This is a genomic window from Lysobacter soli (genome assembly GCF_009755585.1).
Taxonomy (GTDB): domain Bacteria; phylum Pseudomonadota; class Gammaproteobacteria; order Xanthomonadales; family Xanthomonadaceae; genus Lysobacter_J; species Lysobacter_J soli.
Map to the genome: position 1 here is coordinate 3,429,773 of NZ_CP046603.1, position 25,912 is coordinate 3,455,684.

Below are 25,912 nucleotides of genomic sequence, written 5' to 3' on the forward strand. Positions count from 1 at the left end.
GCCGTCGATCGCTTACAGCGAGAAGTCGAGGCGGACCTTGCCCTTGCCGCCGCCCGGAGCGAACTCCCACTGCTTCACGGCGCGCACGGCCGACTGCTCGAACACGCGGGCCGGCTTGGCGTTGACGACCGAGACGCTGGCGACCTTGCCGCCTTCGTCCACGACGAATTCGACTTCGACGAAGCCCTGGGTGCCGGCACGCGCGGCTTCGGCCGGGTACTGCGGCTCGACGCGCTTGGTCGGCTTGAGGTCGGCCGAAGCCGGGGCGGCGAAGGACAGGGCCAGCACGGCGAGGCCGGTGGCGGTCAGAAGGGAACGGCGCATGGGATGACTCCTTGGGGATGATGTCGGGCGACATCGGGGTCATCGGCATGAGTTGGGGAATCTTTAGGGCCAGCTCTTGCCCCTGCTCCTGCTTTTGCCCCTCCCCCTGCGTGCAGGGGGAGGTTGGGAGGGGGTGTGAGGCGCGCGAGCGCCGAGCTCGCCGCGATGCGGCTTCGCGACCCCTCCCCAACCCTCCCCTGCGAGCAGGGGAGGGAGGACCCGGCCGCACGCAGAGGACGGAGCACTCCACCTCCCACCTAAAGTTTCCTCGCGCGGCGCCGATGCAACGGGTGTCGACCCGAAAGGGTCCGTTCCGTCCGAGAGGATCCATGTCCACGCTTGCCCACACCCGGCCGTCCGCCACGTTGCTGGACCGCTTCCTGGCCCCGGCCACCCGCCTGATGTCCCAGCTTCGCTTCAACCAGAAGGCGATGGTCATCGGTGCGGCTTTCATGCTCACCTGCGGCGTGCTCGCCGGCATCCTGGTGGTGCGCTCCAATGCCGAGGTCAACGCCGCGACGAAGCAGCGCGACGCGGTCCAGGGCCTGTCGCACCTGCACCGCGCGATGCTGGCGATCCAGCAGCACGAGCTGCAGGTCGTGCGCAAGTTCGCCAAGGACGAAGTGTCCGACCAGACGCTGCAGGAATCGGCCGCGGTGGTGAACCGCGAGCTCGACGCCCTCACCGCCTGGCAGACGCGCAACCTGGCCGAGTCGGCGCTGCCGGCCGCGCTGAAGGACGCGCGCGCCGCGTGGGACAAGGCCAACGGCGACCACGCCGATTCGGCCGCCGCCGCGACCGACCACGCCGCCGCCGTGCGCAAGCTCGGTGAAGTGCACGGCCTGATCGCCGACGAAACCGGCCTGGCACAGGCGCAGAACGCCGCCGTGCTCTACATGGGCCGCGCCGCCACCGTGTGGGTGCCCACGCTCGCCGAATACACCCAGCAGCAGAGCGCCACCGCGCTGCGCGTGCTGGGCGACGGCGCGATCTGGGTCGACGACCGCACGGGCCTTGCCGTCTCGCGCAACATGCAGGACTACGTCCGCACGCGTTCGGAAATCGAGATCAAGGACGCCGAGGAAGAAATGGCGTCGCTCGGCGCGAGCATGGGCGCGCCGTTCCGCAAGGCGCTCGACGCGGTCGCCAAGCAGAACGCCGACATCCAGAAGCACATCCTCGACGCCGAAACGCCGGTGCTTCCGGTGAAGATCATGGCCGCGCGCACCGAGGCCACGCGCCTTGCGCTGGCTTCCGCGCTGTCGGCGTCGAGCACCTCGCTCAACCACGCCGCCACGACCGAGATCGCGCGCCTGCAGCAGCGCACCGCGTGGACGCTGGGCTCGTGCATCCTGATCCTCGCGCTGGCCACGTACCTGTTCCTGGGCTTCAGCCGCAGCACGCGTTCGGCGCTGAAGGAAGTGCAGGACGCCTCCGACCTGCTCGCCCGCGGCGAATTCCCCGACGCGGTGCGCGTGGACAGCCGCGACGAAGTGCGCGACATCGCGCGCGGCCTGGAACGCGCCATCAACACGCTGCGCAATTTCGCCGGCGCGCAGCGCGACCTGTTCGAAGCGCACCAGGCGGGCGAGATCGACCGCCGCCTGCGCAGCGAGGATTTCCCGGGCGCCTACGGCCAGATGGCCGGTGAAGTGAACACGCTGGTGGACTCGCACATCCAGGTGAACACGCGCGCCATCGAGATCGTCGCTTCCTACGCGCGCGGCGACCTGTCGCACGACATGGACCGCCTGCCGGGCCAGAAGGCGCGCATCACCGATGCCGTCGACTCGGTCAAGAACGGCATGAACGCGATCAACGCCGAGATCAAGACGCTGGTCGACGCCGCCGTCGCCGGCGACTTCAGCCGCCGCGGCGATGCTTCGCGCTTCGAGTTCGTCTACCACGACGTGGTGCAGTCGCTGAACCAGCTGATGGCCACCGCCGAGGAAGGCCTGCACGAAGTCGGCACGCTGCTGTCGGCCGTGGCCGATGGCGACCTCAACCGCCGCGTCGAAGTGGAACTGCCGGGCCAGTTCGGCCGCCTGGCCAGCGACGCGAACCGCACCGTCGACCAGCTCGCGCAGATCGTCGGCCAGATCCGCCAGGGTTCGGACGCGATCAGCTCGGCCGCCGCGGAAATCGCCGCCGGCAACAACGACCTGTCGCAGCGCACCGAGCAGCAGGCCGCGTCGCTGGAAGAAACCGCCTCGTCGATGGAAGAGCTGACCAGCACGGTCCGCCAGAACGCCGACAACGCGCGCCAGGCCAACCAGCTGGCGCAGAGCGCGGCGGAAGTCGCGGGCCAGGGCGGCGTGGTGGTGGGCGAAGTCGTGAACACGATGAACGCCATCAACCAGTCGTCGAAGAAGATCGCCGACATCATCGGCGTGATCGACGGCATCGCGTTCCAGACCAACATCCTGGCGCTGAACGCCGCGGTGGAAGCCGCGCGCGCCGGCGAACAGGGCCGCGGCTTCGCGGTGGTCGCCAGCGAAGTGCGCTCGCTCGCGCAGCGTTCGGCGAACGCGGCGAAGGAGATCAAGCAGCTGATCGGCGACTCGGTCGGCAAGGTCGAGGAAGGCAGCCAGCTGGTCGACCAGGCCGGCCGCACGATGCACGAGATCGTGACCAGCGTGAAGAAGGTCACCGACATCATCGCCGACATCTCGGCGGCGTCGCAGGAGCAGAGCTCGGGCATCGAGCAGGTCAACAACGCGATCACGCAGATGGACGAAGGCACGCAGCAGAACGCGGCGCTGGTCGAACAGGCGTCGGCCGCCGCGCGCAGCCTGGAGCAGCAGTCCGAGCAACTGGTGCAGACGGTCGCGGTATTCCGCCTGGCGCATTCGGCCCAGGCCGTGCGCGCCGCGCAGGCCACCGTGGTCGAGATGCCCCAGGCCAAGCCCGCGCGCGCCCGCACCGCCGCACCGGCCGCCAAGCCCGCCGCCCGCAAGGTCCGCGCCACCGCCGCCGCGAACAGCGCGGACGGGGATTGGCAGGAGTTCTGATCCAACAGTTCCACATGCAGTGACTCCCTCCCCTGCCTGCAGGGGAGGGTTGGGGAGGGGTCGCGACGCCGCAACGCGGCGAGCTCGGCGCTGACGCGCCTCACGACCCCCTCCCAACCTCCCCCTGCGCGCAGGGGGAGGAGCCGGAACGCAGGCGCTTGATCGCACCCACTCCATCACGCCCATGCGTCCTTCCCCGCGCACCTCCGACGACCGCGAATTCACCTTCGACGACCGCGATTTCCGCCGCGTCTGCAAGATGATCCGCGAGTACGCCGGCATCCACCTGCATCCGCACAAGCGCGACATGGTGTACAGCCGTCTCGCACGGCGCGTGCGCGCGCTCGACCTGGACCGCTTCGGCGATTACCTCGACTACGTCGAGTCCGATCCCGACGCCGAGCTGCAGGGCTTCATCAACGCGCTCACGACCAACCTCACCTCCTTCTTCCGCGAGTCGCACCACTTCGACATGCTCGCCGACCACCTGCGCACGCATTGCAGGGATGGCGCGTCGATCTGGTGCAACGCCGCCTCCACCGGCGAGGAGCCGTACACGCTGGCGATCACCGCCTGCGAGGCATACGGCACCATGACGCCGCCGGTGCGCATCCTGGCCACCGACATCGACACCAACGTGCTGCAGACCGCGGCGCGCGGCGTCTATCCGGTGGAACGCATCAACGGCCTGTCGCTGCAGCGGCGACGCCAGTTCTTCCAGCGCGGCAGCGGCGACAACGCCGGCCTGTGCCGCGTGAAGCGCGAACTGCAGGCGCTGATCGAATTCCGCCCGCTCAACCTGCTCGACGACGACTACGGCCTGCGCGGCGGCTTCGATGCGGTGTTCTGCCGCAACGTGATGATCTATTTCGACAAGGCCACGCAGTACCAGGTGCTCTCGCGCATCGCGCCGCTGATCGCCTCCGACGGCCTGCTCTTCGCCGGGCATTCGGAAAGCTTCGGCCACGCGCACGACCTGGTCACCGCGTGCGGACGCACGACCTACCGCCCCGCCGGCCGCAAGTGACCGCCATGAACGTCGCCATCAGCCCCGCCCGCCCCGCCGTCGAACCGGGCAGCTATTTCGATCCGGTCCTGCAGACCGAGGCGATCAAGCTGCTGCCGGCCGACTACCGCGTCACCGACCGCCCGATCGCGCTGGTCACGCTGCTGGGTTCGTGCGTGGCCGCGTGCCTGTACGACCCGCTGGTGCAGGTCGGCGGCATGAACCACTTCATGCTGCCCGGCGGCGAAGCCGGTTCGGTGTCCTCGCGTTACGGCGCGCACGCGATGGAACTGCTGATCAACGACCTGCTCAAGCGCGGCGCGCGACGCTCGCGCCTGATGGCGAAGGTCTTCGGCGGCGGGAACGTGCTCTCGGGCTTCTACAGCGATCCCATCGGCACGCGCAACGCGAGTTTCGTGCTCGAGTACCTTAGCGCCGAACAGATCCCCGTGATGGCGCAGGACCTGGGCGACATCCATCCTCGCAAGGTCTGCTTCTTCGCGCAGACCGGGCGCACGCTGGTCAAGCGTTTGCCGTCGGCACGCAACGACGTGATCGTCGACGCCGAACGCGCCTACTACGGTCGCCTCGCCCGCGAGCCGGTCGCCAGCGGCAGCGTGGAGTTGTTCTGATGAACGCGGTCCGTATTTCCGAGCGGGGCAATCCCGCCGCGCGTGGCCCGATCCGCGTGCTCGTCGTCGACGACTCGGCGCTGGTGCGCCAGCTGATGACGCAGCTGCTGGAAGAGGATCCCGGCATCCGCGTCGTCGGCAGCGCGGCCGATCCGTACATCGCGCGTGACAAGATCAAGCAGCTCGATCCGGACGTGCTCACGCTCGACGTCGAGATGCCGCGCATGGACGGCCTGACGTTCCTGCGCAACCTCATGCGCCTGCGGCCGATGCCGGTGGTGATGGTGTCCACGCTGACCGAGCGCGGCGCGCAGGTCACGCTGGACGCGCTCGCGCTGGGCGCGGTGGATTTCATCGCCAAGCCCAAGCTCGACGTCGCGCGCGGCCTGACCGAATACGCCGGGCTGCTGATCGAGAAGATCAAGCAGGCCGCGAAGGCGCGCGTCGTCGCGCCGGCACCGGTGCGCGCGGGCGAAACGATCGCGACGCCTCCGGTGGCGTATCGCACGACGCACCGGCTGATCGCCATCGGCGCCTCCACCGGCGGCACCGAGGCGATCCGCGAAGTGCTCTCGCAGATGCCCGCCGACGCGCCCGCGACGGTGATCGCGCAGCACATCCCGGGCGCATTCAGCGCGCCCTTCGCCGACCGCCTGGACCGCCACAGCCGCATGACGGTCATCCACGTCGAGCGCGACCAGGAACTGTTGCCCGGTCACGCCTACGTCGCCCCGGGCGGCCGCCACCTGCGCGTGTACCGCAGCGGTGCGCGATGGCATTGCCGCCTTGGCGACGACGATCCGGTGCGCCGCCATCGCCCGAGTGTGGACGCGCTGTTCGACTCGGTCGCCGAACACGTCGGCGCCAACGCCAGCGCCGCTTTGCTCACGGGCATGGGCGACGACGGCGCGCGCGGCCTGCTCGCGCTGCGCAAGGCCGGCGCGGCCACGATCGCGCAGGACGAAGCCAGCAGCGTCGTCTGGGGGATGCCCGGCGCCGCGGTCGCGCTGGGCGCCGCGCAGGAAACCGTGCCGCTGTCGCTGGTCGCGCAGAAGCTGCTGGCGGGAACGGCGCACGAGTAAGGGTTCAAACCGGACGGCGTTCGGATGTTTGCCGTCATTCCCGCGAAGGCGGGAATCCATGTCTCCGGCGCGCCACGTCCTTCGAAAGCGTTGACGCGCGCAAGCCTGGATCCCCGCCTTCGCGGGGATGACAGCAAGGAAACGAACGCACCGCGACGTGGTTCGCCTGCCCGCACCCGAGCGCTGTCGAAGAAACGTCAAAACGCGCAGCACGTCACAGCCACGACACGCCGCGCAAGCCAGGCGCTTTTCACCTAAAGCACCGCCCCCGCCCGCCGTTATCTAGGTTGCCCCATTCGGTGAGATCGAAGATGGATTCCCGCGTACTGATTCGCCTTGCAGCACCGCTGGTGCTGACGACCCTGCTCATTGCCGCCGAAGCGATGGAGTGGCCCGCCGCCGTGCAATGGGGTGCCCTCGTCGCCATGACGCTCGCGTGGCTGGGCTTCGCCTGGACCATGCAGCGGCCCAGCCATAACGACTCGGCGATGCTGCGCGAACAGACGCGCCTGCTCGACGACCTGCGCAACTTCGTCAATTCCGAAGTGCAGGGTTCGCGCGGCGAGATCGACCGCACCCGCGTGCTCATCCGCGAATCGGTCGCCAAGCTCGGCACCAGTTTCGAAGCGGTGAACCGCAAGTCGCGCGAACAGAGCGAAGTGGTCTCGCGCATCATCGACCGCACCGACGGCGAACACGGCGGCGTGGACGTCTCGCGCTTCGCCCTGCAGGCCAGCCAGCAGATGGAACAGCTGGTGGAAGCGCTGGAAGCCGTCAGCGGCCAGAGCACCACCACCGTCACGCACATCGACGCGATGGCCGAGCACCTGGACGGCATCTTCGCGCTGCTGGAAGACGTCAAGTCCATCGCCGACCAGACCAACCTGCTCGCGCTGAATGCCGCGATCGAAGCGGCGCGTGCCGGCGAGGCGGGCCGCGGCTTCGCGGTCGTCGCCGACGAGGTGCGCAACCTGTCCGAGCGCTCGACCGCGTTCAACGAACAGATCCGCAAGCTCGCGCACAGCTCGAAGGACGCCATCGCCCGCGTCCGCGACACGGTCACCACGATGGCGTCCCGCGACATGGACCGCTCCCGCGGCGCCCGCGCCGAAGCCGCCGCGATGCTGGAACGCGTGGACGGCATCAACCGTGGGCTAGGCAACGGCATGCGCGAGATCGCCGACTGCGGTCGCGCCATCGATGGCTCCGTCGCCGAGGCCGTGCGTTCGCTGCAGTTCGAGGACATCGCCACCCAGGCCCTGGGCGCGGCCACCACGCACCTGGACCGCCTGAGCGCGATCAACCGCGAAGCCACCGCCCTGCACCAGCTGCTGCACAACGCCGACCGCGCCGACGCCGAGGTCCGTCAGGCCCTGCACCAGCTCGGCCAGCGCATCGCCCAGATGAAGTCCGAGTGGGAGCGTCCGCCTCACAAGGCCGTGATGCAGCAGTCGATGGATGCTGGTAGCGTCGAACTCTTCTGATCCTCCACATGACGGGATGAACCAGATCCCTCCATCGCCGACGGGACCCACCGGGTCTCCAGGGCACACCCCGGACGGGCGCGCAGGTTTGCGCGCCCGTTTGCGTGGGCGCAACGGGTTCCTGCTGTCGCTGGCGATGGCCGCGCTGGCGGTGGTGTGGATGGCGCTCGTCGCGCCCGCGCTGGCGCTGGAACTGCGCCGCTTCTTCGGCGACGCCGCGCACTGGATCGCCAATGCGTTGTCGCTGCCGCTGGTGGCGGTGCTGCTGTTCGCGATGCTGCGGCGCACGTGTTCGGACACGCGGGAGGTCGAACTGGCCGCGCACCTGCAACGCCAGCAGGAAGAACTGCATGCACTCAACGCGCGCTTGATCGACGTGCAGGAAAACGAACGCCGCACGCTCTCGCGCGAACTGCACGACGACATTGGCCAGGCGATCTCGGCGATGAAGATGTCGGCGACGTCCCTCGAAGGCGAGGACGAGGCGGGCCGCCGCGAGATCGTCGAAGAGATCGTCGGCATCGCCGATTCGACGATCGCCAAGCTGCGCGACCTCTCGATCCTGCTGCGTCCGCCGCAGCTGGACGCGCTCGGCCTCGTCGCGGCGCTGCGCTGGCAGTGCGAGCGGCTCTTCCGCCGCGGCGGCACGCCCGCGCTGGAGCTGGACCTCGCGCCCTTGCTGGATCGCCCGGACCCCAGGGTCGAACTGGCGTGTTTCCGCATCGCGCAGGAAGCGCTGACCAACGTGCTGCGCCATTCCGGCGCGACGCAGGTGACGGTGCTGCTCGCGCCGCGTGGCGATCAGATCCTGCTGTCGATCATCGACGACGGCCGCGGCTTCGATCCCGACCACGTCCACGGCCTGGGCCTGATCGCCATGCGCGAACGCGCCACGCACCTGGGCGGCACGTTCGACATCGAAACGGTGCCGGGCGCGGGGACGTGCATACGGGCGTGCTTGCCGGTGCGGGTGGGCGACGCGCGTTCGTAGGGCGGCATGCGTTCGCAGGCTGCGTGCGTTCGCAGGCTGCGCACCTCGACAAACAGTTGCCGTCATCCCGGCGAAAGCCGGGACCCAGGCCCGTACATTTCGGGCACTCCGCGTGAGGTGAACCACATCACCGTCATTCCAGCGAAAGCTGGAATCCATCTTGATTATTGCTCTGGCTCGCGAAGCAACATCGCAGCGCTGTGTCGCAATGACGGTTCAACGCCATCCTCCGTTGCCCCTCCCCGGCCCGAACGCATGGCGTTCGGGCGTTCGAAGGCGCGCGAACCAGTGGTTCGCAAGCAGCGCCTTCTCACCCCCAACCCCTCTCCCGAAGGGAGAGGGGCTCAAAGCGCGGCCTCAGCCCCGCTTCGCCTTCCACGCCGCCAGCAGCACCGCCGCTGCCGACGCCACGTTGAGGCTTTCCACCAGCCCCGTTCCCGGGATCGACAGACGCAGGTCGCACGCCGCGGCGAGTTCGCGATCCATGCCCTCCCCTTCGGCGCCCAGCACGTAGATCGTGCGTTCGGGCAACGGCGCAGCGAAGACGTCGGTGCCGCCGTTCACCACGGTGGCGGCGAGCGTGAAACCGGCGCTGCGCAACTGCGCGATGGCGTTGTCCTCGCGGCCCAGGCGCACGAGCAGGACGGCTTCGGCACCGCCTTCGGCCACGCGCGCGGCGGCGCCCGACAGCGCGAGGTTGGAATGTTTCGGCAACAGGATCGCGGACACGCCGAAGTGAGCCGCCGAACGCAGGATGGCGCCGAAGTTGTGCGGATTGCCCACGCCGTCGAGCCAGATCGCACATTGCGGGCCGGACGGCAGGTCGCGCAGCCACGTCGAGAGCGCGGCCGGCTCCTCGCGCAGCACGTCGGCGACCACGCCTTCGTGATGGCTGCTCGCGGCGAGCTTGTGCAGGTCGGTTTCGTCGACGACGCGATAGCCCACGCGGTTGGCGACGCACCACTTCAGCAGCGGCTGCAACGCGGGGATGCGCGATTCGGCGAGGTACAGCTTGCGGATCGCCTGCGGCCGGCGCGAGAACACCGCGTGGATCGCGTTGAGCCCATACAGACGAAGCTCCGCGCTGCGACGTTCGCGCGCGGGATGCGCGGCGTGTTCGCCGTCGTGCTCGCCTTCATGCGCACGCGTGTCGTGTGCAGGCGCATCGCGGTGACGGCCGCCGTGCGTCTGCGCCTCGTGTTCGGCGCGATCGCGGCGGAAGCGCGTGGTGTTGTCCTCGAAGCGCTCCTTGCGGCTGCGCACGTGCGTGCCGCCCCACGGGGAGGCGGCATCGCGCGAGGGCGGGCCGGGCGGACGCGGCCCGCGCGGCGGGCGGCTGGGGGGATCACGGTGCGTCACACAGACTCCTTCTCACTTTGGCGAACACGCGCAGGTCGTGCGGTTCGCCGTTCTTCAACAGGGCGCAGCGCGCGACGCCCTCTTCGATGAAACCGTTCTTCAGCAGCACGCGCGCGGAGGCCTCGTTGAAATCGAGGACCGTCGCCTGCAGGCGGAACAGCGCCATGCGCTGCATCGCCCACGGCGCATACAGCGCGACCACGCGCGTCATCAGCCCGCGGCCCCACAGCGAGCGGCCGAGCCAGTAACCCAGTTCGGCCGACTGCCCGCGTTCGCCGTCGCCGGGGCGCGCGGCGATACCGCCGCAGGCGTGTCCGTCGACTTCGATGGCGAACACCGGATCGTCCAGGTCGACCACTTCGCCGGAGAGAAAGCGCTCGCCGTCGCGCCGCGTGTATGGATGCGGGAAGCGGCTGCTCAGGCCGCGCACGACCTGCGCGTCGTTCGCGTGGTGCAGCAGCGATTCCAGGTCCGCCGGACGCCAGGGCCGCAGGACGAAGCCGTCGCCGGTCAGGCGTTCGGATTCGAAACGGGAGCTGGGCGCGAGGGCGGGCATGCGCACAGGGTAACCGGCCGGGCGCAGGGTGGCGGAATGGCGGTTCAGGTCGAACGGAAGCGCCGCGCTCATAGCCCCTCTCCCGCGAGCGGGAGAGGGGACAGAATCATCCGAGCAGAGAAGGAGCTGTCACATCAAGCGTGCCCGCCCACCGACGGCGTGCTCGCCTCCAGCTTCTCCAGCTCCTGGCTCACTGCTTCCGGCGAACGCGTGTATTTGGCCAGCAGCACGTAGAACGCCGGGACGACGAACAGCGACAGCAGCGTCGAGAACGACACGCCGAAGATGACCACGATGCCGATGGTCGCGCGGCTGGCCGAGCCCGGGCCGCCGGCCAGTACCAGCGGAACGGCGCCGACGACGGTCGCGATCGAGGTCATCAGGATCGGGCGCAGGCGCACCGACGAGGACTCGACGATCGCGTCGCGGATGCTGCGGCCTTCATCGCGCAGCTGGTTGGCGAACTCGACGATCAGGATGCCGTTCTTCGCCGCCAGGCCCACCAGCATCACGATGCCGATCTGGCTGAACAGGTTGAGCGTGCCGCCGGTCGCGGCCAGGCCGATCAGCGCACCGAGCACGCCCAGCGGCACCGTCAGCATGATCACGAACGGATGGATGAAGCTTTCGAACTGCGCGGCAAGCACCAGGTACACCACTAGCAACGCAAGCGTGAAGGTCAGCAGCACCGCGCCGCCGGCCTGGATGTATTCGCGCGATTCGCCCTTCCAGTCGATCTGCGCGTGGTCCGGCAGCTCCGTGCGCACGCTGTCTTCCAGCCACTTGATCGCCTCGCCCATCGGATAGCCCGGCGTCAGGCCGGCGCTGATGGTGATCGCGCGCAGGCGGTTGAAGCGGTTGAGGCTGCCGGGTTCGGCGAGCTCGCGCAGCGTCACCAGGTTCGACAGCGGAATCAGCCCGCCGTCGCGCGAACGCACCTGGATCGCCGCGAGGTCTTCCGGCGAGGCGCGCAGTTCGCGGTCGGACTGCACGATCACGTCGTACTCCTCGCCGTTCTGCACGAAGGTGGTGACGCGACGGCTGCCCATCATGGTTTCCAGCGCGTGGCCGATGTCGGTCACTGGCACGCCGAGGTCGGCCGCACGCTGGCGGTCGATCTCCACGCGCATCTGCGGACGCGTTTCCTTGTAGTCCGAGTCGACCGAGAAGAAGCCCGGGTTGGCTTCCATCTTCGCGATGAGCTTGTCGCGCCACTGCGCCAGTTCGGCGTATTCCGGGCCGCCGAGCACGATGTTGATCGGCTGGCCGCGCGAACGCACCAGGCCGCCGGAGACCTGCGGCATCGCGCGCACGCCGGGCAGCTTGCCCAGTTCGGCGCGCAGCGAATCGGCGACCTCGGCGGTGGAGGTCTTGCGATCCTTCCAGTCCTGCAGGAACACCGCGATGCGGCCGGTGTGCATTTCCTCGCTCGCGCCGAAACCGCCCGGCACGCGCGGGTTGTAGCGCTGGATCGTCTGGCCTTCGCCGGTATGCGCGGCGACGATCTTCTCGACCTGCTGCACCTGGTTCACGGTGTAGTCGAAACCGGCGCCTTCCGGGCCCTGGATCATGATCTGGAACGAGCCGCGGTCTTCGGCCGGCGCGAGTTCGGACGGCACCAGCTTCAGCAGCAGACCGCTCACGACGATCGTCGCCAGCATCACGCCGACGACGAGCAGCCAGATGCGCGAGGTCGCCAGCGCCGTCGTGCGCGAGAGCAGTCCGCGATAGCGCGTGGTGATGCCGTCCAGACGCGCGTTCACCCAGCGGTGGATGAAGTTCGACTTCTCCTGGTTGTGCGGGCGCACGAGCTTGGAGGACATCATCGGCGTCAGCGTCAGCGCGACGAAGGCCGAGATCGCGACCGCGCCGGCGAGCGCGACCGACAGCTCGCGGAACAGGCGTCCCGTGTTGCCTTCCATGAAGCCTACCGGCAGGAACACCGCGACCAGCACGGCGGTCGTCGCGATCACCGCGAATGCCACCTGCTGCGTGCCGCGCTTGGCGGCGACCAGGCGCGGCTCGCCGAGGTCGGTGCGTCGCTGGATGTTTTCCAGCACGACGATGGCGTCGTCGACCACCAGGCCGATCGCGAGTACCAACGCGAGCAGCGTCAGCAGGTTGATCGAGAACCCGAACAGGTACAGCGGGATGAACGCGGCAATCAGGCACACCGGCACGGTGACTGCCGGGATGAGTGCAGCGCGGAAGCTGCCGAGGAACAGCCAGATCACCACCAGCACCAGCACGATCGCCTCGATCAGCGTGTGGTACACGCGCTCGACGGCGGACTCGATGAAGATCGTCGTGTCGAAGGCGACGAAGATCTTCGTGCCTTCCGGCAGCGTCTTCTGCACCTTCTCGGCTTCCTCGCGCACGGCGCGCGCGACGTCGAGGCTGTTGGCAGTGGAGGTCTTGACGATGCCGAGGCCGATGTTCGGCTCGCCGTTGCTGCGGTAGTACGCGCGGCGTTCGGCCGAGGCCAGCTCGATGCGCGAGACGTCGCCCAGGCGCACGACGTAGCCGTCGGTGCCCTTGCCCAGCGGGATCTGCGCGAAGTCTTCCGGCTTCTGGTAGCTGCGCGCCACGCGCAGGGTGAAGTCGCGCGCGTTGGATTCGATGCGACCGGCGGGAAGCTCGACGTTCTCCGCTTCCAGCGCGTTTTCCACTTCGTTGACGGTGATGCCGCGCGCGGCGAGCGCGTCGCGATCGAGCCACACGCGCATCGCGTAGCGCTGCTGGCCGCCGATGCGCACCTGCGCGACACCGTCGACGGACGACAGGCGATCGACCACGTAGCGCTCGGCGTAGTCCGACAGCTGCAGCGTGTCCATACGCGTGGAGCTCATGTTCAGCCACAGGATCGGATCGGCGTCGGATTCGACCTTCTCCACTTCCGGCGGATCGGCCTCGTCCGGCATGCGGTCGAGCACGCGGCTCACCGCGTCGCGCACGTCGTTGGCGGCCGCTTCGATCTCGCGGTTGAGCGTGAACTCGATGCTGATCGAGGCGCGCCCGTTGACGCTGCGCGATTCGATGGTCTCGATGCCTTCGATGCCGGCGAGCGCGTCTTCCAGGATCTGCGTGATGCGCGTTTCCACCACCGCCGCCGAAGCGCCGGGGTATTCCACCTGCACCGACACGATGGGCGGATCGATCGCCGGCAGTTCGCGCAGCGTCAGTCGCGAGAACGCCATCACGCCGAGCACGATGATGAGCAGGCTCATCACCGTGGCGAAGACGGGTCGTCGGATCGAAAGGTCGGACAGGTTCATCGCATGCGCCCTGTGGTCAGCCGGCCTTGGCCGAACTGCTCTTGGTGGCCGCGCCGACTTCGCCCGCCGGCACCTTGTCTCCGGCGGCGTCGACGATGCGCGCGCCGACACGCAGCTTGCCGGTGCCATCGACGACGATGCGGTCGCCGACCTTCAGTCCTTCGGTGACTTCGGCCAGGCCTTCGCGGCGCGCGCCGATCTTCACGTCGACGCGTTCGACCGACGAATCGGGTTTCACGCGGTACACGAACGAATCGGTGCCGACCTGCACGATGGAGATTTCCGGAACGAGCAGCGCCTGGCGTTCCGGGCGCGAGAGTCGCACCTGCAGCAGCATGCCCGGGCGCAGGGCGCGGTCGGGGTTGGCGAAATCGCCGCGCACCACGACCGAACGCGTGGCTTCGTCCACGCGCGCGTCGACCGTGCTGACCTGGCCTTCGAACGTGCGGCCCGGATACGCCGTGCTCGTGCCGGCGACCTGCTGGCCGACGCCGAGCGTGGCGATCATCGCCTCGGGAACGGGGAAATCGACGTAGACGCGTGCGGTGTCGTCGAGCGTGGCGATCGCCGTGCCCGGCGTCACCAGCGCACCCGGGCTGACCTGGCGGATGCCGAGCACGCCGGCGAACGGCGCGCGGATCACGCGATCGCCGATGTCGGCGCGCATCTGCGCGACGCGCGCACGTGCGGCATCGCGCAACGCCACCTGCGTATCGAGCGTGGAGCGCGCGACCAGCTGCTGGTCGGCGAGTTCACGCTGGCGCTGGTAGAGGCGCTCGGCTTCGTTCGCGGTGGCCTGCGCCTGTTCGAACGCGGCCTGCTGCTGGCGGCCGGTGAGCGTGACCAGCGGTGCGCCGGCGGCCACCACGTCGCCGCTTTCGAAATGCACCTGCTGCACCGTCTCGCTGACCTTCGCCGTGACGGTGATGGATTCGCGCGCCTTCACGTTGCCCAGCGCCAGCAGCGTGTCGCTGAAGGGCTGCATGCGCACCTGCTGCGTGGTAACGGGGATCGGGCGATCGCCGCCACCGTCCTTGCGTTGCTCGGCGCCATTGCTGCCGCATGCGACGGTCGCACCGACAAGGGCCAGCACGAGGCCGGCACGAAGGGCGCGAAAACTGAATCTGGAACAAGGTCGCATGCGATCGCCTGGAGGGAACTGACGTGGTGTGACGTTGGAGCCCGGGGATTCTAGCGGTCGGGCATCAACGGCTGCGTAGCCCATTGGTTGACAACTCATTGCGCAAACGGCCGCAGGCGCCAGAACGTGCAAGGCCGGCTTCCGACCGGCGGCCCGGCTTCCGGACGGTACCGAACGGGATCTGACACCCGACTGTGGCACTCTCCGATGACGGTCTCGTGGACGGCCGCGACGGCGCATCCGCGCCTGCGATGGCCGATTCCGGCCGCGTCCTGCGTCCCCGCTCCAGGCCCCTTCGCCCTCAGGCCCCGACCCCAGGAGTTTCCCGATGATCCACGACAGCATCCTCGACACCATCGGCCGCACCCCGGTGGTCCGCCTGCACCGCCTCGCGCCGAAGCACGTGACGCTCTACGCGAAGGTCGAAGCCTTCAATCCCGGCGGCTCGGTGAAGGATCGCCTCGCGCTGGCGATCATCCTGGACGCCGAAGCGCGCGGCCAGCTCAAGCCCGGCGACACGGTGATCGAAGCGACCTCGGGCAACACGGGCGTCGCGCTGGCGATGGTGTGCGCGGCGCGCGGCTACAAGTTCGTGGCGGTGATGAGCGATTCGTTCTCGATGGAACGCCGCAAGCTCATGCGCGCCTACGGCGCGAAACTCATCCTCACGCCCGCCGCCGAGCGCGGCAGCGGCATGGTGCGCCGCGCCGCCGAACTGGCCGAGAAGCACGGCTGGTTCCTCGCGCGGCAATTCACCAACCCGGCCAATCCCGCTTACCACCGGCAGACGACCGCGGCGGAAATCCTGCGCGATTTCGCCGGCCGCCGGCTCGACCACTTCGTCACCGGCTGGGGCACGGGCGGCACGCTCACCGGCGTGGGCGAAGTGCTGAAGGTCGCGCGCCCCGAAGTGCGCGTGACGACCTGCGAACCGGCGGGCGCGTCGCTGCTGGCCGGCAAGGAATGGCAGCCGCACAAGATCCAGGGCTGGACGCCGGACTTCGTGCCGGAAGTGCTCAATCGCGATGTCGCCGACGCGATCCTGCCGATCGACGACGTCCTCGCCCGCGACACCGCGCGCCGCCTCGCGCAGGAAGAAGGCATCTTCGTCGGCATCTCCTCCGGCGCCACGGCCGCCGCGGCGCTGGAAGTCGCGCGCAACGCCGAGGAAGGCTCGGTGATCCTCACGATGCTGCCCGACACCGGCGAACGCTACCTGTCCACGTTCCTGTTCGAAGGCGTGAACGAGGGGTCGGATGATGAGTGGTTGGCGTCGTTGCCCTAAGTGGGATCCAGCGCGGGACGAGTCATCTCCGTTCGCGCTTGAAGCCCCTCTCCCACCGGGAGAGGGGTTGGGGGTGAGAAGGCGCTGCTTGCGAACCACTGGTTCGCGCGCCTTCGAACGCCCGAACGCTATGCGTTCGGGCCGGGAAGGGGTAACGAAGCGGAAACGGCGACCTGTCGTTGCCGAACAGCGCTGCGCTGTTTCCTTCCGACCAACCAAACCCACCATGCCCATCGAAGTCCGCCAAACCGACATCACCACTCTCGACGTAGACGCCATCGTCAACGCCGCGAATGAAAGCCTGCTCGGTGGTGGCGGCGTGGACGGCGCGATCCATCGCGCGGCAGGCCCCGACTTGCTCGACGAATGCCGCGCACTGCCGCAGGTGCGCCCCGGCGTGCGCTGCCCGACGGGCGAGGCACGCATCACCGGTGGCCACCGGCTGCTCGCGCGGCATGTCATCCACACCGTCGGGCCGATCTGGCACGGCGGCAGTTCCGACGAAGCCGCCCTGCTCGCCTCGTGCTATCGCGAGTCGCTGCGGTTGGCGATGGAGCAGCGCGTCGCGTCGATCGCGTTTCCGGCGATCAGTTGCGGCATCTACGGCTATCCGCCCGAACGCGCGGTGCCGATCGCGGTGCGCGAGGTGCGGGCATGGCTCGGTGCGCACGACGCGCCGGTCCGCGTGGTATTCGCATGTTTCGGCGAGGAGATGGCCGGGACCTATCGGAAGGTTCTGGCGGAGTGAGGGCGCGTGCGATGGGGGGCGCGCTTCCTCCCGGCGCTCAGCGGCCCTCTTGAAACCGCCGTCCCGGGAGAGGGGCTAAAGCGCGCGAAGCCAGGATCGACGCTCCACACGCTTGGGCACCCCCGTACCGGCAAACCACATCACCGTCATTCCCGCGAAGGCGGGAATCCAGGGACTTTTCACGCTTTAGCGGAAGCGCGAGGCCATGGGGCGGAAATCCTTGCGTGAAAGCATGGAACGTCCCTGGATTCCCGCCTTCGCGGGAATGACGGTGAGGGCACGTGACCTGCCCTGCCTCCCGCCCGGACCTTCGTCGCGGCGCGCGCCAATGGCGCGCAAGCGCCGCTCCTCACCCTTGAGGAATCCCCGCCATGTCCGGCAGGTGATGCGCGATGCCCTTGTGGCAATCGATGCAGGTCTTCTCGCGCGTGACCAGCCAGCGCTGGTGGATCTGCGCGGCGCGTGCGCTCTGGCGCGTCAGGTCCATCGATTCATAGTTGTGGCAGTTGCGGCATTCCAGCGAATCGTTGGCCTTCAGCCGCGCCCATTCGTGCATCGCCAGTTCCAGCCGGTGGTCGAGGAACTTCTCGCGCGTGTTCACCGTGCCGAAGATCTTGCCCCACACTTCCTTCGACGCCTGCATCTTGCGTGCGATCTTGTCGGTCCACTTGTGCGGCACGTGGCAGTCCGGGCACGTCGCGCGAACGCCGGAGCGGTTGGTGTAGTGGATCGTCGTCTTCAGTTCCTGGAACACGTTGTCGCGCATCTCGTGGCAACTGGTGCAGAACTCCTCCGTGTTGGTCGCCTCCAGCGCGGTGTTGAAACCGCCCCAGAACACGATGCCGGCGACGAAGCCCGCCGCCACCAGGAAACCCAGGCTGTAATGCACGCTCGGCCGGCGCAACGTCAGCCAGTACGGCTGGAACCAGCGCCAGAACCACTGCCACAGCCGGCGCATCACGGCCGCCCCTTCGCGGCTTCCGCGGTGGCGGTGCCCGCTTCCGCCGCGGCGAGCACCGCGTCGATCGTCTGGAAGGTGTTGCCGACCAGCAGCGGCGCGTCGGTCTGCACGACGTGGCACTGGTTGCAGAAGTAGCGACGCGACGAGATCGTCGCCAGGAACTGGTCGTCGCGATCCATGTAGTGCGTGACGCTCACCGGCGGCGCCTGGAATTTCTCGGCGTTCGCGCGCGCATGGCAAAGCATGCAGCGGTTGCTGTTCCTGTCGACCTGATAGCCGTCGATCGCGTGCGGGATCGTCGGCGGCTGCATCGGATACGCGCGCTCGCGCTTCACGTCCATGTTCTGTACGTGCCACAACGGTTGTGGCGCCGCTTCCTGGTCGATGGGAATGCCGCGGCGCAACGCATCGATCTGGCGACGATCGGTGCGGCCGAGCGCCGAATCCGGGCTGACCACGTGCGCGGGCTGCGCGGCGACCTCGCGCCGCGCCTCACGCTTCTTCTCGCTGCCGCTGCCGAAGAGCCAGCCGGCGATGAACACCAGCACCATCACCGCGACGGTGAGCGCGCCTGCGATCCACAGTGGGCGATTGCGCGCGAATGCGTTGCTCATGGCCGGCCTCCTATGCGCCCAGGATCTTGACCGCGCACTTCTTGTAGTCGGTCTGCTTGGAAATCGGATCGGTCGCGTCCAGCGTCACCTTGTTGATGAGCTGCCCGGCATCGAACCACGGCACGAACACTACGCCTTCGGGCATGCGGTTGCGGCCGCGCGTCTCCACGCGCGTTCGCATCTCGCCGCGACGCGACACGATGCGCACGTCGTCGCCCCGCTTGAGGCCGCGTTTGCGCGCGTCGTCCGGGTTCATGAAGACCATCGCGGTGGGAAAGCTGCGGAACAGTTCCGGCACGCGCATCGTCATCGAGCCCGAATGCCAGTGCTCCAGCACGCGACCCGTGACCAGCCACAGGTCGAATTCCGCATCCGGCGATTCGGCGGCCGGCTCGTACGGCAGCGCCCAGATCACCGCGCGTCCGTCCTTGTTGCCGTAGAAGCGGAACCCCTCGCCCGGTGGTACGTATACATCGCTGCCTTCGCGATAGCGCCAGCGCGTCTCGCGTCCCTCCACGACCGGCCAGCGCAGGCCGCGCGTCTTGTGGTACGCGTCGAACGGCGCGAGATCGTGGCCGTGGCCGCGACCGAACGTCGCGTATTCCTCGAACAGACCCTTCTGCACGTAGAAGCCGAAGTGCGTGGATTCGTCGTTCGCGTAGCCTTGCTGGATGTCGCTGACGGGATAGCGGTCGACGTTGCCGTTCCTGTAGAGCACGTCGAACAGCGTCTTGCCCTTGAACTGCGGATTCGCCGCAAGGATGTCGGCCGGCCAGCATTCGTCTGTGGTGAAGCGCTTGGAGAACTCCATCAGCTGCCACAGGTCCGAACGCGCCTGTGCCGGCGCATTCACCAGCTGGTGCCAGAACTGCGTGCGCCGCTCGGCGTTGCCGTACGCGCCTTCCTTTTCCACCCACATCGCGGCGGGCAGGATCAGGTCGGCGGCTTGCGCCGTCACCGTCGGATACGCGTCTGACACGACGATGAAATTCTGCGGATTGCGATAGCCCGGCCAGGTTTCCTCGTAAAGGTTCGCCGCGGCCTGCATGTTGTTGTTGACCTGCACCCAGTACGCGTTGAGCTTGCCGTCCTTGAGCATGCGGTTCTGTTCGACCGCGTGGTAGCCGGGCTTGGGATTGATGATGCCGTGCGGGATCTTCCAGATTTCCTCGGCGTGCTTGCGATGCTCGGGATTGGCCACGAGCATGTCGGCCGGCAGGCGATGGCTGAACGTGCCGACTTCGCGCGCCGTGCCGCATGCCGACGGCTGCCCCGTCAGCGAGAACGGGCTGTTGCCGGGCATGGCGATCTTCCCGGTCAGCAGGTGGATGTTGTAGACCATGTTGTTGCACCACACGCCGCGCGTGTGCTGGTTGAAACCCATGGTCCAGAACGACATCACCTTGACGTCCGGATCGGCGTAGAGGTTGGCGAGTTTCTCCAGCCAGCCGCGTTCCACGCCGGTCATCTCGACCGCCTTGTCGAGCGTGTACGGTTTTACGAATGCGGCGAACTGGTCGAAGTCGATGACCTCGCCGCCGTTCGCATCCTTCGCGTTCTTCGCCTTGAGTTCCAGCGGATTGTCGGGACGCAGGCCGTAGCCGATGTCGTCGTTGCCGCGCTTGAAGCTGGTATGGCGATCGACGAACTGCCGGTTGACCTTGCCGCTGGTGATGATGTGGTTGGCGATGTAGTTGAGGATCACCAGATCGGTCTGCGGCTTGAAGACGATCGGGATGTCGGCCAGTTCGAAGCTGCGATGCTCGAACGTCGACAGCACGGCGACCTTCACGTGCGGATGCGTGAGGCGGCGGTCGGTCACGCGCGTCCACAGGATCGGATGCATCTCCGCCATGTTCGAGCCCCACAGCACGAACGCGTCGGCGGCTTCGATGTCGTCGTAGCAGCCCATCGGCTCGTCCATGCCGAAGGTGCGCATGAAGCCCATCACCGCCGAGGCCATGCAATGACGCGCGTTCGGATCGATGTGGTTGCTGCGGAAGCCGGCCTTCATCAGCTTGTTGGCGGCGTAGCCTTCCCAGATCGTCCACTGGCCCGAGCCGAACATGCCGATGTGGTCGGCCCCTTTCTCCTTCAGCACCTTCTTGAACTGCGCGGCCATCACGTCGAAGGCTTCGTCCCACGTGACTTCCGTGAACTCGCCGTCCTTCGCGTAGACGCCGTTCTTCTTGCGCAGCAGCGGCGAGGTCAGGCGATCGCTGCCGTACATGATCTTCGACAGGAAGTAACCCTTGACGCAGTTGATGCCGCGGTTGACCTCGGCGTGCACGTCGCCGTGCGTGGCGACCACGCGCCCTTCCTTCACCGCGACGTTGACGCCGCAACCGGTGCCGCAGAAGCGGCACGGCGCCTTGTCCCACTTCAGCGCGGTCAGGTCGCCTTCGGTCAGCACGTTGGCGGTATCGCCCGGCAGCGGGAGTCCGGCGGCGGCCGCGGCGGTGGCGACGGCGGTGTTGCGGATGAACTCGCGGCGTGTGGTCATGGCGCGACTCCGGAAGCCTGGATATCGGAAGCCGAACGCACCGGCGCGTCGAGCGCCTCGCGCGGTTCGGCGTGGTGGTAGACGAGCGCGAGGTTGAGCACGCCGGGCAGCGCGCGCAACGCGTCGATGCGGTCGAGCACCGCGTACTGGTCGGCGCATTCGCACAGCACGACGCTGCGCGTGTCCGCGCGCAGCGCGAGGTCGAGGTCGTCGCTCGCGGCGATGTGTGCGTCGATCGCGTCGGCGGCTTCGACGCGGTGCTGCACCACGAAGCTGGCGATGTGGACGTCGCCGGATGCGTTGTCGTCGGGTTTCATGCGGCCTCCGTGGCACGCGCCGAAAGTGCGATGGCCTGCGCCGGGCACACGCCGACGCAGGCGCCGCAGCCGGTGCAGCGTTCGGGATCGATGGTGGGAAGCGGGACGCGCGCGGTGAGCGGGAACGCGATCGCGCGCTCGGGGCACGCGTCGCGACAGCTCGAACAGACCACACCTTGGCGCGGCAGGCAGGTGTCGGCGACGAGCGCTTTCAAGGTCCACGGTTCGTTCGCCATGGCGCGATCCAGCGCGCGCGGCGTGCAGGCACTTTCGCAATCGCCGCAGAAGGTGCATTCGCCCAGTCGCGGATCGAACACCGGGCGTCCGTTCGTGCCGCGCACGAGCACGCGCTCCGGGCAGCGATCGACGCACGCGCCGCAGGCGGTGCAGGCGTCGAGGAAGTCGTTTTCGTCCAGCGCCCATGGCGGGCGCAGCGGCGCGGTCGCCGCACGACGGCCGAACAGCAATGCGCGTCGGGACCGGTCCGGCGCCGCCATGTCAGTGCCCCGTCGGCGGGCCGGAGACGAACATCTGCCAGAACCACACGATGAAGCCGTAGCTGGCGACGATCATCACCGTGAGCAGCGGGAACACCACCGCCGTCAGCAGCAGGAAGGCCGCGCGTTCTCTCCGCTTGATGACGTTGTCATCTGGCTGGTCCATGGCCGCTCCTGTCGTTCGCTTGCGCGAGGACACCGGTGCCTTGGCGTCCGTGACGTCCAGTCTGCTGATGGGCCCGGGGAGCGGACTTGATCCGGATCAACGGGATCCGTTCCCGCGTGCCTGCAGGCCGGATGCTCGTCTACACGGCGTGCACGTCGCGTAGAGGCGATGTGTGCGCGCTCATCCGAATCGGGCAGCCCATAAAGGAAAAGCCGGCGCGGGGCCGGCTTTTCGGTACTGCTTGCGATGGTCGCCGGCGCTTAGGCGGCCTGCTTCCACTGGCCCAGCGCGGCGAGGCCGTTGTCGCGGGCACGCTCGTATACGGTCTGCTGGGCGCGGGCGAAGTTGTTCACCAGGTCCTGCGACCACAGCTTCAGCGCGGCGGCCTGCATGGCGCGGCCGTACGAGAACGACAGCGGCCACGGGTTCGGACCCATCTGGTTCATCGCGTTCAGGTGCGCGGTGGCGGCTTCGTCCGACTGGCCGCCCGACAGGAACACGATGCCCGGCAGCGTCGCCGGCACGGTGGACTTCAGGCACTGCAGCGTGGCGGCGGCCACTTCGTCGTAGCCCACGTCTTCGCCGCTGGTGGTGCCCGGCACGACCATCGAGGCTTTCAGGATCGTGCCTTCCAGCATGACGCTGTGCTCGTACAGCGAGGCGAACAGCGAACGCAGCGTGACTTCGGTGACTTCGTAGCAGGTGTCGAGGTCGTGGCTGCCGTCCATGATCACTTCCGGCTCGACCATCGGCACCAGGCCCTGCTCCTGGCACAGCGCGGCGTAACGGGCGAGCGCGTGCGTGTTGGCGTCGATGCAGGTGCCCGACGGGATGTCCTCGCCGATGTTGATCACCGCGCGCCACTTGGCGAAGCGGGCGCCGAGCTTGTAGTACTCCTCCAGGCGCGCGCGCAGGCCGTCGAGGCCTTCGGTGACCACTTCGCCCGGGAAGCCGGCGAGGTTGTGCGTGCCCTTGTCGACCTTGATGCCCGGGATCATGCCGTGCTCGCTCATGTACTTGGCGAACGGCACGCCGTCGGAGGTCGACTGGCGGATGGTTTCGTCGAACAGGATCGCGCCGGAGATGTAGTCGCTCAGCTTCGGCGTGGTGAGCAGCAGCTCGCGGTAGCGGCGGCGGTTTTCTTCGGTGTTCTCGATGCCGACGCCGGCGAAACGCTTGGCGCAGGTCGCGCCCGACTCGTCGATGGCGATGATGCCCTTGCCCGGGGCCACCATGGCCTGGGCGGTTTCGGCAAGCTGTTCGATGCTCATGGGTCGTCCTGCGGGAGCGGTGGGAAGCCCATCATTATAGCCACGTCGCCGTGCAAAGAGCCGGTTAACGCGACGAAAAATCAACCACTTGCAGACCGGACACCCCGGATTTCAATACCACTTGGGATGTATGCGTTTACATGCCCCGCGGTGGTCCGCAGGCAACGTGGCGCCATCGTGGACGCCACGTCGCAATCGCGAGCGCGTCCGGTTACAGCTCGCCCAGCCCCTCGGCCGAACCGCCCTCGCCCACCTGCAGCAGGCGCAGCGTGTTGGTCGCGCCCAGCTGCTCCATGTGGTCGCCGCTGGTGAACATCACGCGTTCGCCGACGCTGAGCAGGTTCTGCTCGAAGAGCGCCTTGACCGCCTTGCGCGCGGCATCGCGCGAGGTCAGGCCGCGGCTGTCGAAGTTGTAGGCGACGACGTCGCGCATCAGGCCCATGCGGCGGCGCGCGCCGTCGTGGCGCGAGAGCGCGTAGATCGGCACCTGCGAACGGAAGCGCGACAGGAAGCGCGCGGTGCCGCCCGATTCGGTCATCGCTATGATCGCGCGCACGCCGATGTGTTCGGACAGGAACATCGCCGCCATGGCGATGGCCTGGTCGGCGCGTTCGAGGTTGCGCGGTGCGGCTTCGAAATCGGTGTCGTGGTTGAACTGGCGTTCGGCACCCAGGCAGATGCGCGCCATCGCCTCGACCGCCTTGATCGGATAGCGGCCAGCGGCCGATTCCTGCGAGAGCATGACCGCGTCGGTGCCGTCGATGACCGCGTTGGCGACGTCGAGCACTTCGGCGCGCGTCGGGATCGGGCTGTCGACCATCGACTGCAGCATCTGCGTGGCGGTGATGACGACCTTGTTGCGCTCCAGCGCCTCGCGGATGATCTTCTTCTGCAGGCCCGGCAGTTCGGCGTCGCCGATCTCCACGCCCAGGTCGCCGCGCGCGACCATCACCACGTCGGAGGCATCGACGATCTCGGTGAGGTTCTCGATTGCCTCGGCGCGCTCGATCTTCGACACCAGCGCGGCATCGCTGCCGTGGCTGCGCGCGATCTCGCGCGCGTCGTGCATGTCCTGCGCGTTGCGGCAGAACGACACGGCGATGAAGTCCGCGCCCAGTTCGGCGGCGACGGCGATCAGTTCCTTGTCGCGCTCGGTCAGCGCGCCCAGCGACAGGCCGCCGCCCTGCTTGTTCAGGCCCTTGCGATCGGACAGCACGCCATCGTTGAGCACGGTGGTGACGATGCGCTCGCCTTCGACCGCGCCCACGCGCAGTTGCAGGAGGCCGTCGTCGAGCAGCAGCACGTCGCCGGGACGCACGTCGTTGGGCAGGCCGAGGTAGCTCACGCCGACTTCGCGCAGATTGCCCGGCGGTGCGTCATTGCTGGCGACCAGGTCGAAGCGGTCGCCCGTCTTGAGCAGCACGCGCCCTTCGGCGAAACGTTCGATGCGGATCTTCGGGCCGGGCAGGTCGGCGAGGATGCCGACTTCCACGCCGACGCGTTGCGCAGCGTCGCGCACGGCCTGCGCGCGGGCGATCTGCGAGGACGGATCGCCATGCGAGAAATTGAGGCGGACAACGTCGACGCCGGCGGAGAGCAGTGCGTCAAGGACGCCCGGCGGATCGGTGGCCGGGCCGAGGGTAGCGAGGATCTTGGTGCGGCGTTTTGTAGTCGTCATCGAATGGCGGTCCCTGGAACCCCGCGACGCTAGCACAGCTGTCCGCCGTTTCGGTTCGACCGCTCCAGTCACGCCGCCATACACCATCGCATCCATCCAAGTGGTCTGAAAAACCCGGGTGGAAAGCAGACCACCATCGGGCGCAAGGCCGTGTGGAGAGGATCGCGACGCGAGGGCGTGCGCGGGGCGCATGCGACTTGAACCGGGGCGCGGCGCGCTGGAGCGCGTTGCGGCGCGTATTGCCCCGATCAGAGCGGTTGGCTGATCCGTGAAATCCGTGTGATCCGCATCACGCGAGGCGACACGCGCTCACGCCGCGAGCAGCACCGGAATGTCGCCCGGCGCCTGCGCCAGATGAAGCGCGCCGGCTTCGCGCAGCTCGGCTTCGCCGCCGAAACCCCACAGCCCCGATGTTGCGCATGCCGTGATGGCGCGCGCCTTCGATGTCCATGCGGCGGTCGCCGATCATCCAGCACGCGTCGGCGGGAAGCTCGAACCGGCGCAGCGCTTCGGCGATGAGCTGGTCCTTGTGGCTGATGCGGCCGTCGAGCGTCGCGCCGATGACGTCGTCGAAGCGATGGCCGAACGGCAGGTGGTCGACGATCTTGCGCGCGTGCGGCTCGTTCTTCGCGGTGACCACGGCGAGGCGATGTCCGGCCGCGTGCAGCGCTTCGATCGTCTCGCCGATGCCGGCGTAGACCTCGTGCTCGGCCCAGCCGTGCGTCTCGAAGCGGTCGCGGTAATGCAGCACGGCCTGCTCGACCTTCGCATCGTCGTTGAGCAGCGGGCCGAAGCTGGTGCGCAGCGCGGGGCCGATCCAGCGGCGCAGTTCCTCGTGTGGCGGCACCGGAAGGCCCATCTGCACATGGCGTGCTCCACGCAGCGCGTGATGCCGACGGCCGAATCGATGAGGGTGCCGTCCATGTCGAAGAAGAGCGTGGTCATGCGGGTACTCGAATGCTTTTGTATCCCGGGTGAGCGAAGCGCCCGGGTGATGCGTGACGGTGCGGG

General features: G+C 68.2%; 21 protein-coding genes and 1 pseudogene. 8 read left to right on the plus strand and 14 right to left on the minus strand.

Annotation, left to right across the window (positions count from 1 at the left end; genetic code table 11):
- Nucleotides 1-12 precede the first annotated feature (12 nt).
- Nucleotides 13-324: an energy transducer TonB gene (locus tag GOY17_RS15645; protein ID WP_115844936.1), complete on the minus strand. Its 312-nt coding sequence runs from the start codon at nt 322-324 to the stop codon at nt 13-15.
- A gap of 329 nt (nt 325-653) precedes the next feature.
- Between GOY17_RS15645 and GOY17_RS19065 the strand changes: the two genes are divergently transcribed.
- The 6 genes from GOY17_RS19065 (at nt 654) to GOY17_RS15675 (ending at nt 8,530) form a co-directional block, all read left to right on the plus strand.
- Nucleotides 654-3,335 carry a methyl-accepting chemotaxis protein gene (locus GOY17_RS19065; RefSeq protein ID WP_269750030.1) on the plus strand — a complete coding sequence of 894 codons (2,682 nt, stop codon included), beginning with the start codon at nt 654-656 and terminating at the stop codon, nt 3,333-3,335.
- 184 nt (nt 3,336-3,519) lie between these two features.
- Nucleotides 3,520-4,362, plus strand: a complete 843-nt coding sequence (locus GOY17_RS15655) for a CheR family methyltransferase (protein ID WP_157031081.1) — start codon at nt 3,520-3,522, stop codon at nt 4,360-4,362.
- A 17-nt stretch (nt 4,363-4,379) separates the two neighbouring features.
- The gene (gene cheD, locus GOY17_RS15660; protein ID WP_386840401.1) at nt 4,380-4,973 is read left to right on the plus strand and encodes a chemoreceptor glutamine deamidase CheD; all 594 of its coding nucleotides are present in this window, start codon (nt 4,380-4,382) and stop codon (nt 4,971-4,973) included.
- Nucleotides 4,973-6,055, plus strand: coding sequence for a protein-glutamate methylesterase/protein-glutamine glutaminase (locus GOY17_RS15665; protein WP_157031082.1), 1,083 nt, complete (start codon nt 4,973-4,975; stop codon nt 6,053-6,055). The genes cheD and GOY17_RS15665 overlap by 1 nt, the downstream gene beginning before the upstream one ends.
- Nucleotides 6,056-6,366: 311 nt before the next feature.
- The gene (locus GOY17_RS15670; RefSeq protein ID WP_157031083.1) at nt 6,367-7,539 is read left to right on the plus strand and encodes a methyl-accepting chemotaxis protein; all 1,173 of its coding nucleotides are present in this window, start codon (nt 6,367-6,369) and stop codon (nt 7,537-7,539) included.
- Nucleotides 7,540-7,627: 88 nt separating this feature from the next.
- Entirely contained in the window at nt 7,628-8,530 is a 903-nt protein-coding gene (locus GOY17_RS15675; protein WP_198173712.1) for a sensor histidine kinase, read from the plus strand.
- A 357-nt stretch (nt 8,531-8,887) separates the two neighbouring features.
- On the opposite strand, the gene GOY17_RS15680 is transcribed toward GOY17_RS15675, so the two are convergent.
- The 4 genes from GOY17_RS15680 to GOY17_RS15695 all read right to left on the minus strand — a co-directional run bounded on the left by GOY17_RS15680 (nt 8,888) and on the right by GOY17_RS15695 (nt 14,861).
- Nucleotides 8,888-9,889, minus strand: coding sequence for a TrmH family RNA methyltransferase (locus GOY17_RS15680; RefSeq protein WP_232338452.1), 1,002 nt, complete (start codon nt 9,887-9,889; stop codon nt 8,888-8,890).
- Nucleotides 9,876-10,445: a GNAT family N-acetyltransferase gene (locus GOY17_RS15685; protein WP_157031757.1), complete on the minus strand. Its 570-nt coding sequence runs from the start codon at nt 10,443-10,445 to the stop codon at nt 9,876-9,878. The genes GOY17_RS15680 and GOY17_RS15685 overlap by 14 nt, the downstream gene beginning before the upstream one ends.
- Nucleotides 10,446-10,579: 134 nt before the next feature.
- Nucleotides 10,580-13,720 (minus strand): efflux RND transporter permease subunit, encoded by a 3,141-nt coding sequence (locus GOY17_RS15690; RefSeq protein WP_157031085.1) that lies wholly within the window; start codon nt 13,718-13,720, stop codon nt 10,580-10,582.
- Between the two features lie 16 nt (nt 13,721-13,736).
- On the minus strand, nt 13,737-14,861 hold the full coding sequence (locus tag GOY17_RS15695; RefSeq protein ID WP_115843988.1) for an efflux RND transporter periplasmic adaptor subunit: 1,125 nt from the start codon (nt 14,859-14,861) through the stop codon (nt 13,737-13,739).
- Nucleotides 14,862-15,189: 328 nt separating this feature from the next.
- Here GOY17_RS15695 and cysK point away from each other — a divergent pair, with 328 nt between their 5' ends.
- Entirely contained in the window at nt 15,190-16,146 is a 957-nt protein-coding gene (gene cysK, locus GOY17_RS15700; protein ID WP_157031086.1) for a cysteine synthase A, read from the plus strand.
- A gap of 226 nt (nt 16,147-16,372) precedes the next feature.
- Nucleotides 16,373-16,894, plus strand: a complete 522-nt coding sequence (locus GOY17_RS15705; protein ID WP_157031087.1) for an O-acetyl-ADP-ribose deacetylase — start codon at nt 16,373-16,375, stop codon at nt 16,892-16,894.
- A 349-nt stretch (nt 16,895-17,243) separates the two neighbouring features.
- Here the strand turns inward: GOY17_RS15705 and GOY17_RS15710 are convergent, their stop codons facing one another.
- From GOY17_RS15710 to GOY17_RS15750, 9 genes and pseudogenes are all read right to left on the minus strand, one after another.
- Nucleotides 17,244-17,852, minus strand: coding sequence for a cytochrome c3 family protein (locus GOY17_RS15710; RefSeq protein ID WP_157031088.1), 609 nt, complete (start codon nt 17,850-17,852; stop codon nt 17,244-17,246).
- Nucleotides 17,852-18,469, minus strand: coding sequence for a nitrate reductase cytochrome c-type subunit (locus GOY17_RS15715; protein WP_232338453.1), 618 nt, complete (start codon nt 18,467-18,469; stop codon nt 17,852-17,854). Before GOY17_RS15715 ends, GOY17_RS15710 begins: the two co-directional genes overlap by 1 nt.
- A 10-nt stretch (nt 18,470-18,479) precedes the next feature.
- Nucleotides 18,480-20,972: a periplasmic nitrate reductase subunit alpha gene (gene napA / locus GOY17_RS15720; RefSeq protein ID WP_157031089.1), complete on the minus strand. Its 2,493-nt coding sequence runs from the start codon at nt 20,970-20,972 to the stop codon at nt 18,480-18,482.
- Nucleotides 20,969-21,289 (minus strand): chaperone NapD, encoded by a 321-nt coding sequence (locus GOY17_RS15725; protein ID WP_157031090.1) that lies wholly within the window; start codon nt 21,287-21,289, stop codon nt 20,969-20,971. The genes napA and GOY17_RS15725 overlap by 4 nt, the downstream gene beginning before the upstream one ends.
- Nucleotides 21,286-21,786 (minus strand): ferredoxin-type protein NapF, encoded by a 501-nt coding sequence (gene napF / locus GOY17_RS15730; protein ID WP_157031091.1) that lies wholly within the window; start codon nt 21,784-21,786, stop codon nt 21,286-21,288. Before napF ends, GOY17_RS15725 begins: the two co-directional genes overlap by 4 nt.
- A 1-nt stretch (nt 21,787) precedes the next feature.
- Nucleotides 21,788-21,952, minus strand: coding sequence for a periplasmic nitrate reductase, NapE protein (locus GOY17_RS15735; protein ID WP_115844003.1), 165 nt, complete (start codon nt 21,950-21,952; stop codon nt 21,788-21,790).
- Between the two features lie 260 nt (nt 21,953-22,212).
- Complete coding sequence (locus GOY17_RS15740; protein WP_115844005.1) at nt 22,213-23,223, minus strand: class I fructose-bisphosphate aldolase; 1,011 nt, start codon at nt 23,221-23,223, stop codon at nt 22,213-22,215.
- Between the two features lie 211 nt (nt 23,224-23,434).
- Nucleotides 23,435-24,901 (minus strand): pyruvate kinase, encoded by a 1,467-nt coding sequence (gene pyk, locus GOY17_RS15745; RefSeq protein WP_115844007.1) that lies wholly within the window; start codon nt 24,899-24,901, stop codon nt 23,435-23,437.
- Between the two features lie 309 nt (nt 24,902-25,210).
- Nucleotides 25,211-25,846: pseudogene (locus GOY17_RS15750) on the minus strand (HAD hydrolase-like protein).
- Between the last annotated feature and the right edge of the window lie 66 nt (nt 25,847-25,912).

Bases quoted from the DNA above. Each gene is read 5' to 3' on its own strand.
- GOY17_RS15740 (WP_115844005.1), bottom strand. From the start codon at position 23,223: ATGAGCATCGAACAGCTTGCCGAAACCGCCCAGGCCATGGTGGCCCCG.
- GOY17_RS15670 (WP_157031083.1), top strand. From the start codon at position 6,367: ATGGATTCCCGCGTACTGATTCGCCTTGCAGCACCGCTGGTGCTGACG.
- GOY17_RS15705 (WP_157031087.1), top strand. From the start codon at position 16,373: ATGCCCATCGAAGTCCGCCAAACCGACATCACCACTCTCGACGTAGAC.
- GOY17_RS19065 (WP_269750030.1), top strand. From the start codon at position 654: ATGTCCACGCTTGCCCACACCCGGCCGTCCGCCACGTTGCTGGACCGC.
- GOY17_RS15735 (WP_115844003.1), bottom strand. From the start codon at position 21,952: ATGGACCAGCCAGATGACAACGTCATCAAGCGGAGAGAACGCGCGGCC.
- GOY17_RS15655 (WP_157031081.1), top strand. From the start codon at position 3,520: ATGCGTCCTTCCCCGCGCACCTCCGACGACCGCGAATTCACCTTCGAC.
- GOY17_RS15645 (WP_115844936.1), bottom strand. From the start codon at position 324: ATGCGCCGTTCCCTTCTGACCGCCACCGGCCTCGCCGTGCTGGCCCTG.
- GOY17_RS15715 (WP_232338453.1), bottom strand. From the start codon at position 18,469: ATGAGCAACGCATTCGCGCGCAATCGCCCACTGTGGATCGCAGGCGCG.
- GOY17_RS15685 (WP_157031757.1), bottom strand. From the start codon at position 10,445: ATGCCCGCCCTCGCGCCCAGCTCCCGTTTCGAATCCGAACGCCTGACC.
- GOY17_RS15725 (WP_157031090.1), bottom strand. From the start codon at position 21,289: ATGAAACCCGACGACAACGCATCCGGCGACGTCCACATCGCCAGCTTC.
- cysK (WP_157031086.1), top strand. From the start codon at position 15,190: ATGATCCACGACAGCATCCTCGACACCATCGGCCGCACCCCGGTGGTC.
- pyk (WP_115844007.1), bottom strand. From the start codon at position 24,901: ATGACGACTACAAAACGCCGCACCAAGATCCTCGCTACCCTCGGCCCG.
- napF (WP_157031091.1), bottom strand. From the start codon at position 21,786: ATGGCGGCGCCGGACCGGTCCCGACGCGCATTGCTGTTCGGCCGTCGT.
- napA (WP_157031089.1), bottom strand. From the start codon at position 20,972: ATGACCACACGCCGCGAGTTCATCCGCAACACCGCCGTCGCCACCGCC.
- GOY17_RS15665 (WP_157031082.1), top strand. From the start codon at position 4,973: ATGAACGCGGTCCGTATTTCCGAGCGGGGCAATCCCGCCGCGCGTGGC.
- GOY17_RS15710 (WP_157031088.1), bottom strand. From the start codon at position 17,852: ATGCGCCGGCTGTGGCAGTGGTTCTGGCGCTGGTTCCAGCCGTACTGG.
- GOY17_RS15690 (WP_157031085.1), bottom strand. From the start codon at position 13,720: ATGAACCTGTCCGACCTTTCGATCCGACGACCCGTCTTCGCCACGGTG.
- GOY17_RS15695 (WP_115843988.1), bottom strand. From the start codon at position 14,861: ATGCGACCTTGTTCCAGATTCAGTTTTCGCGCCCTTCGTGCCGGCCTC.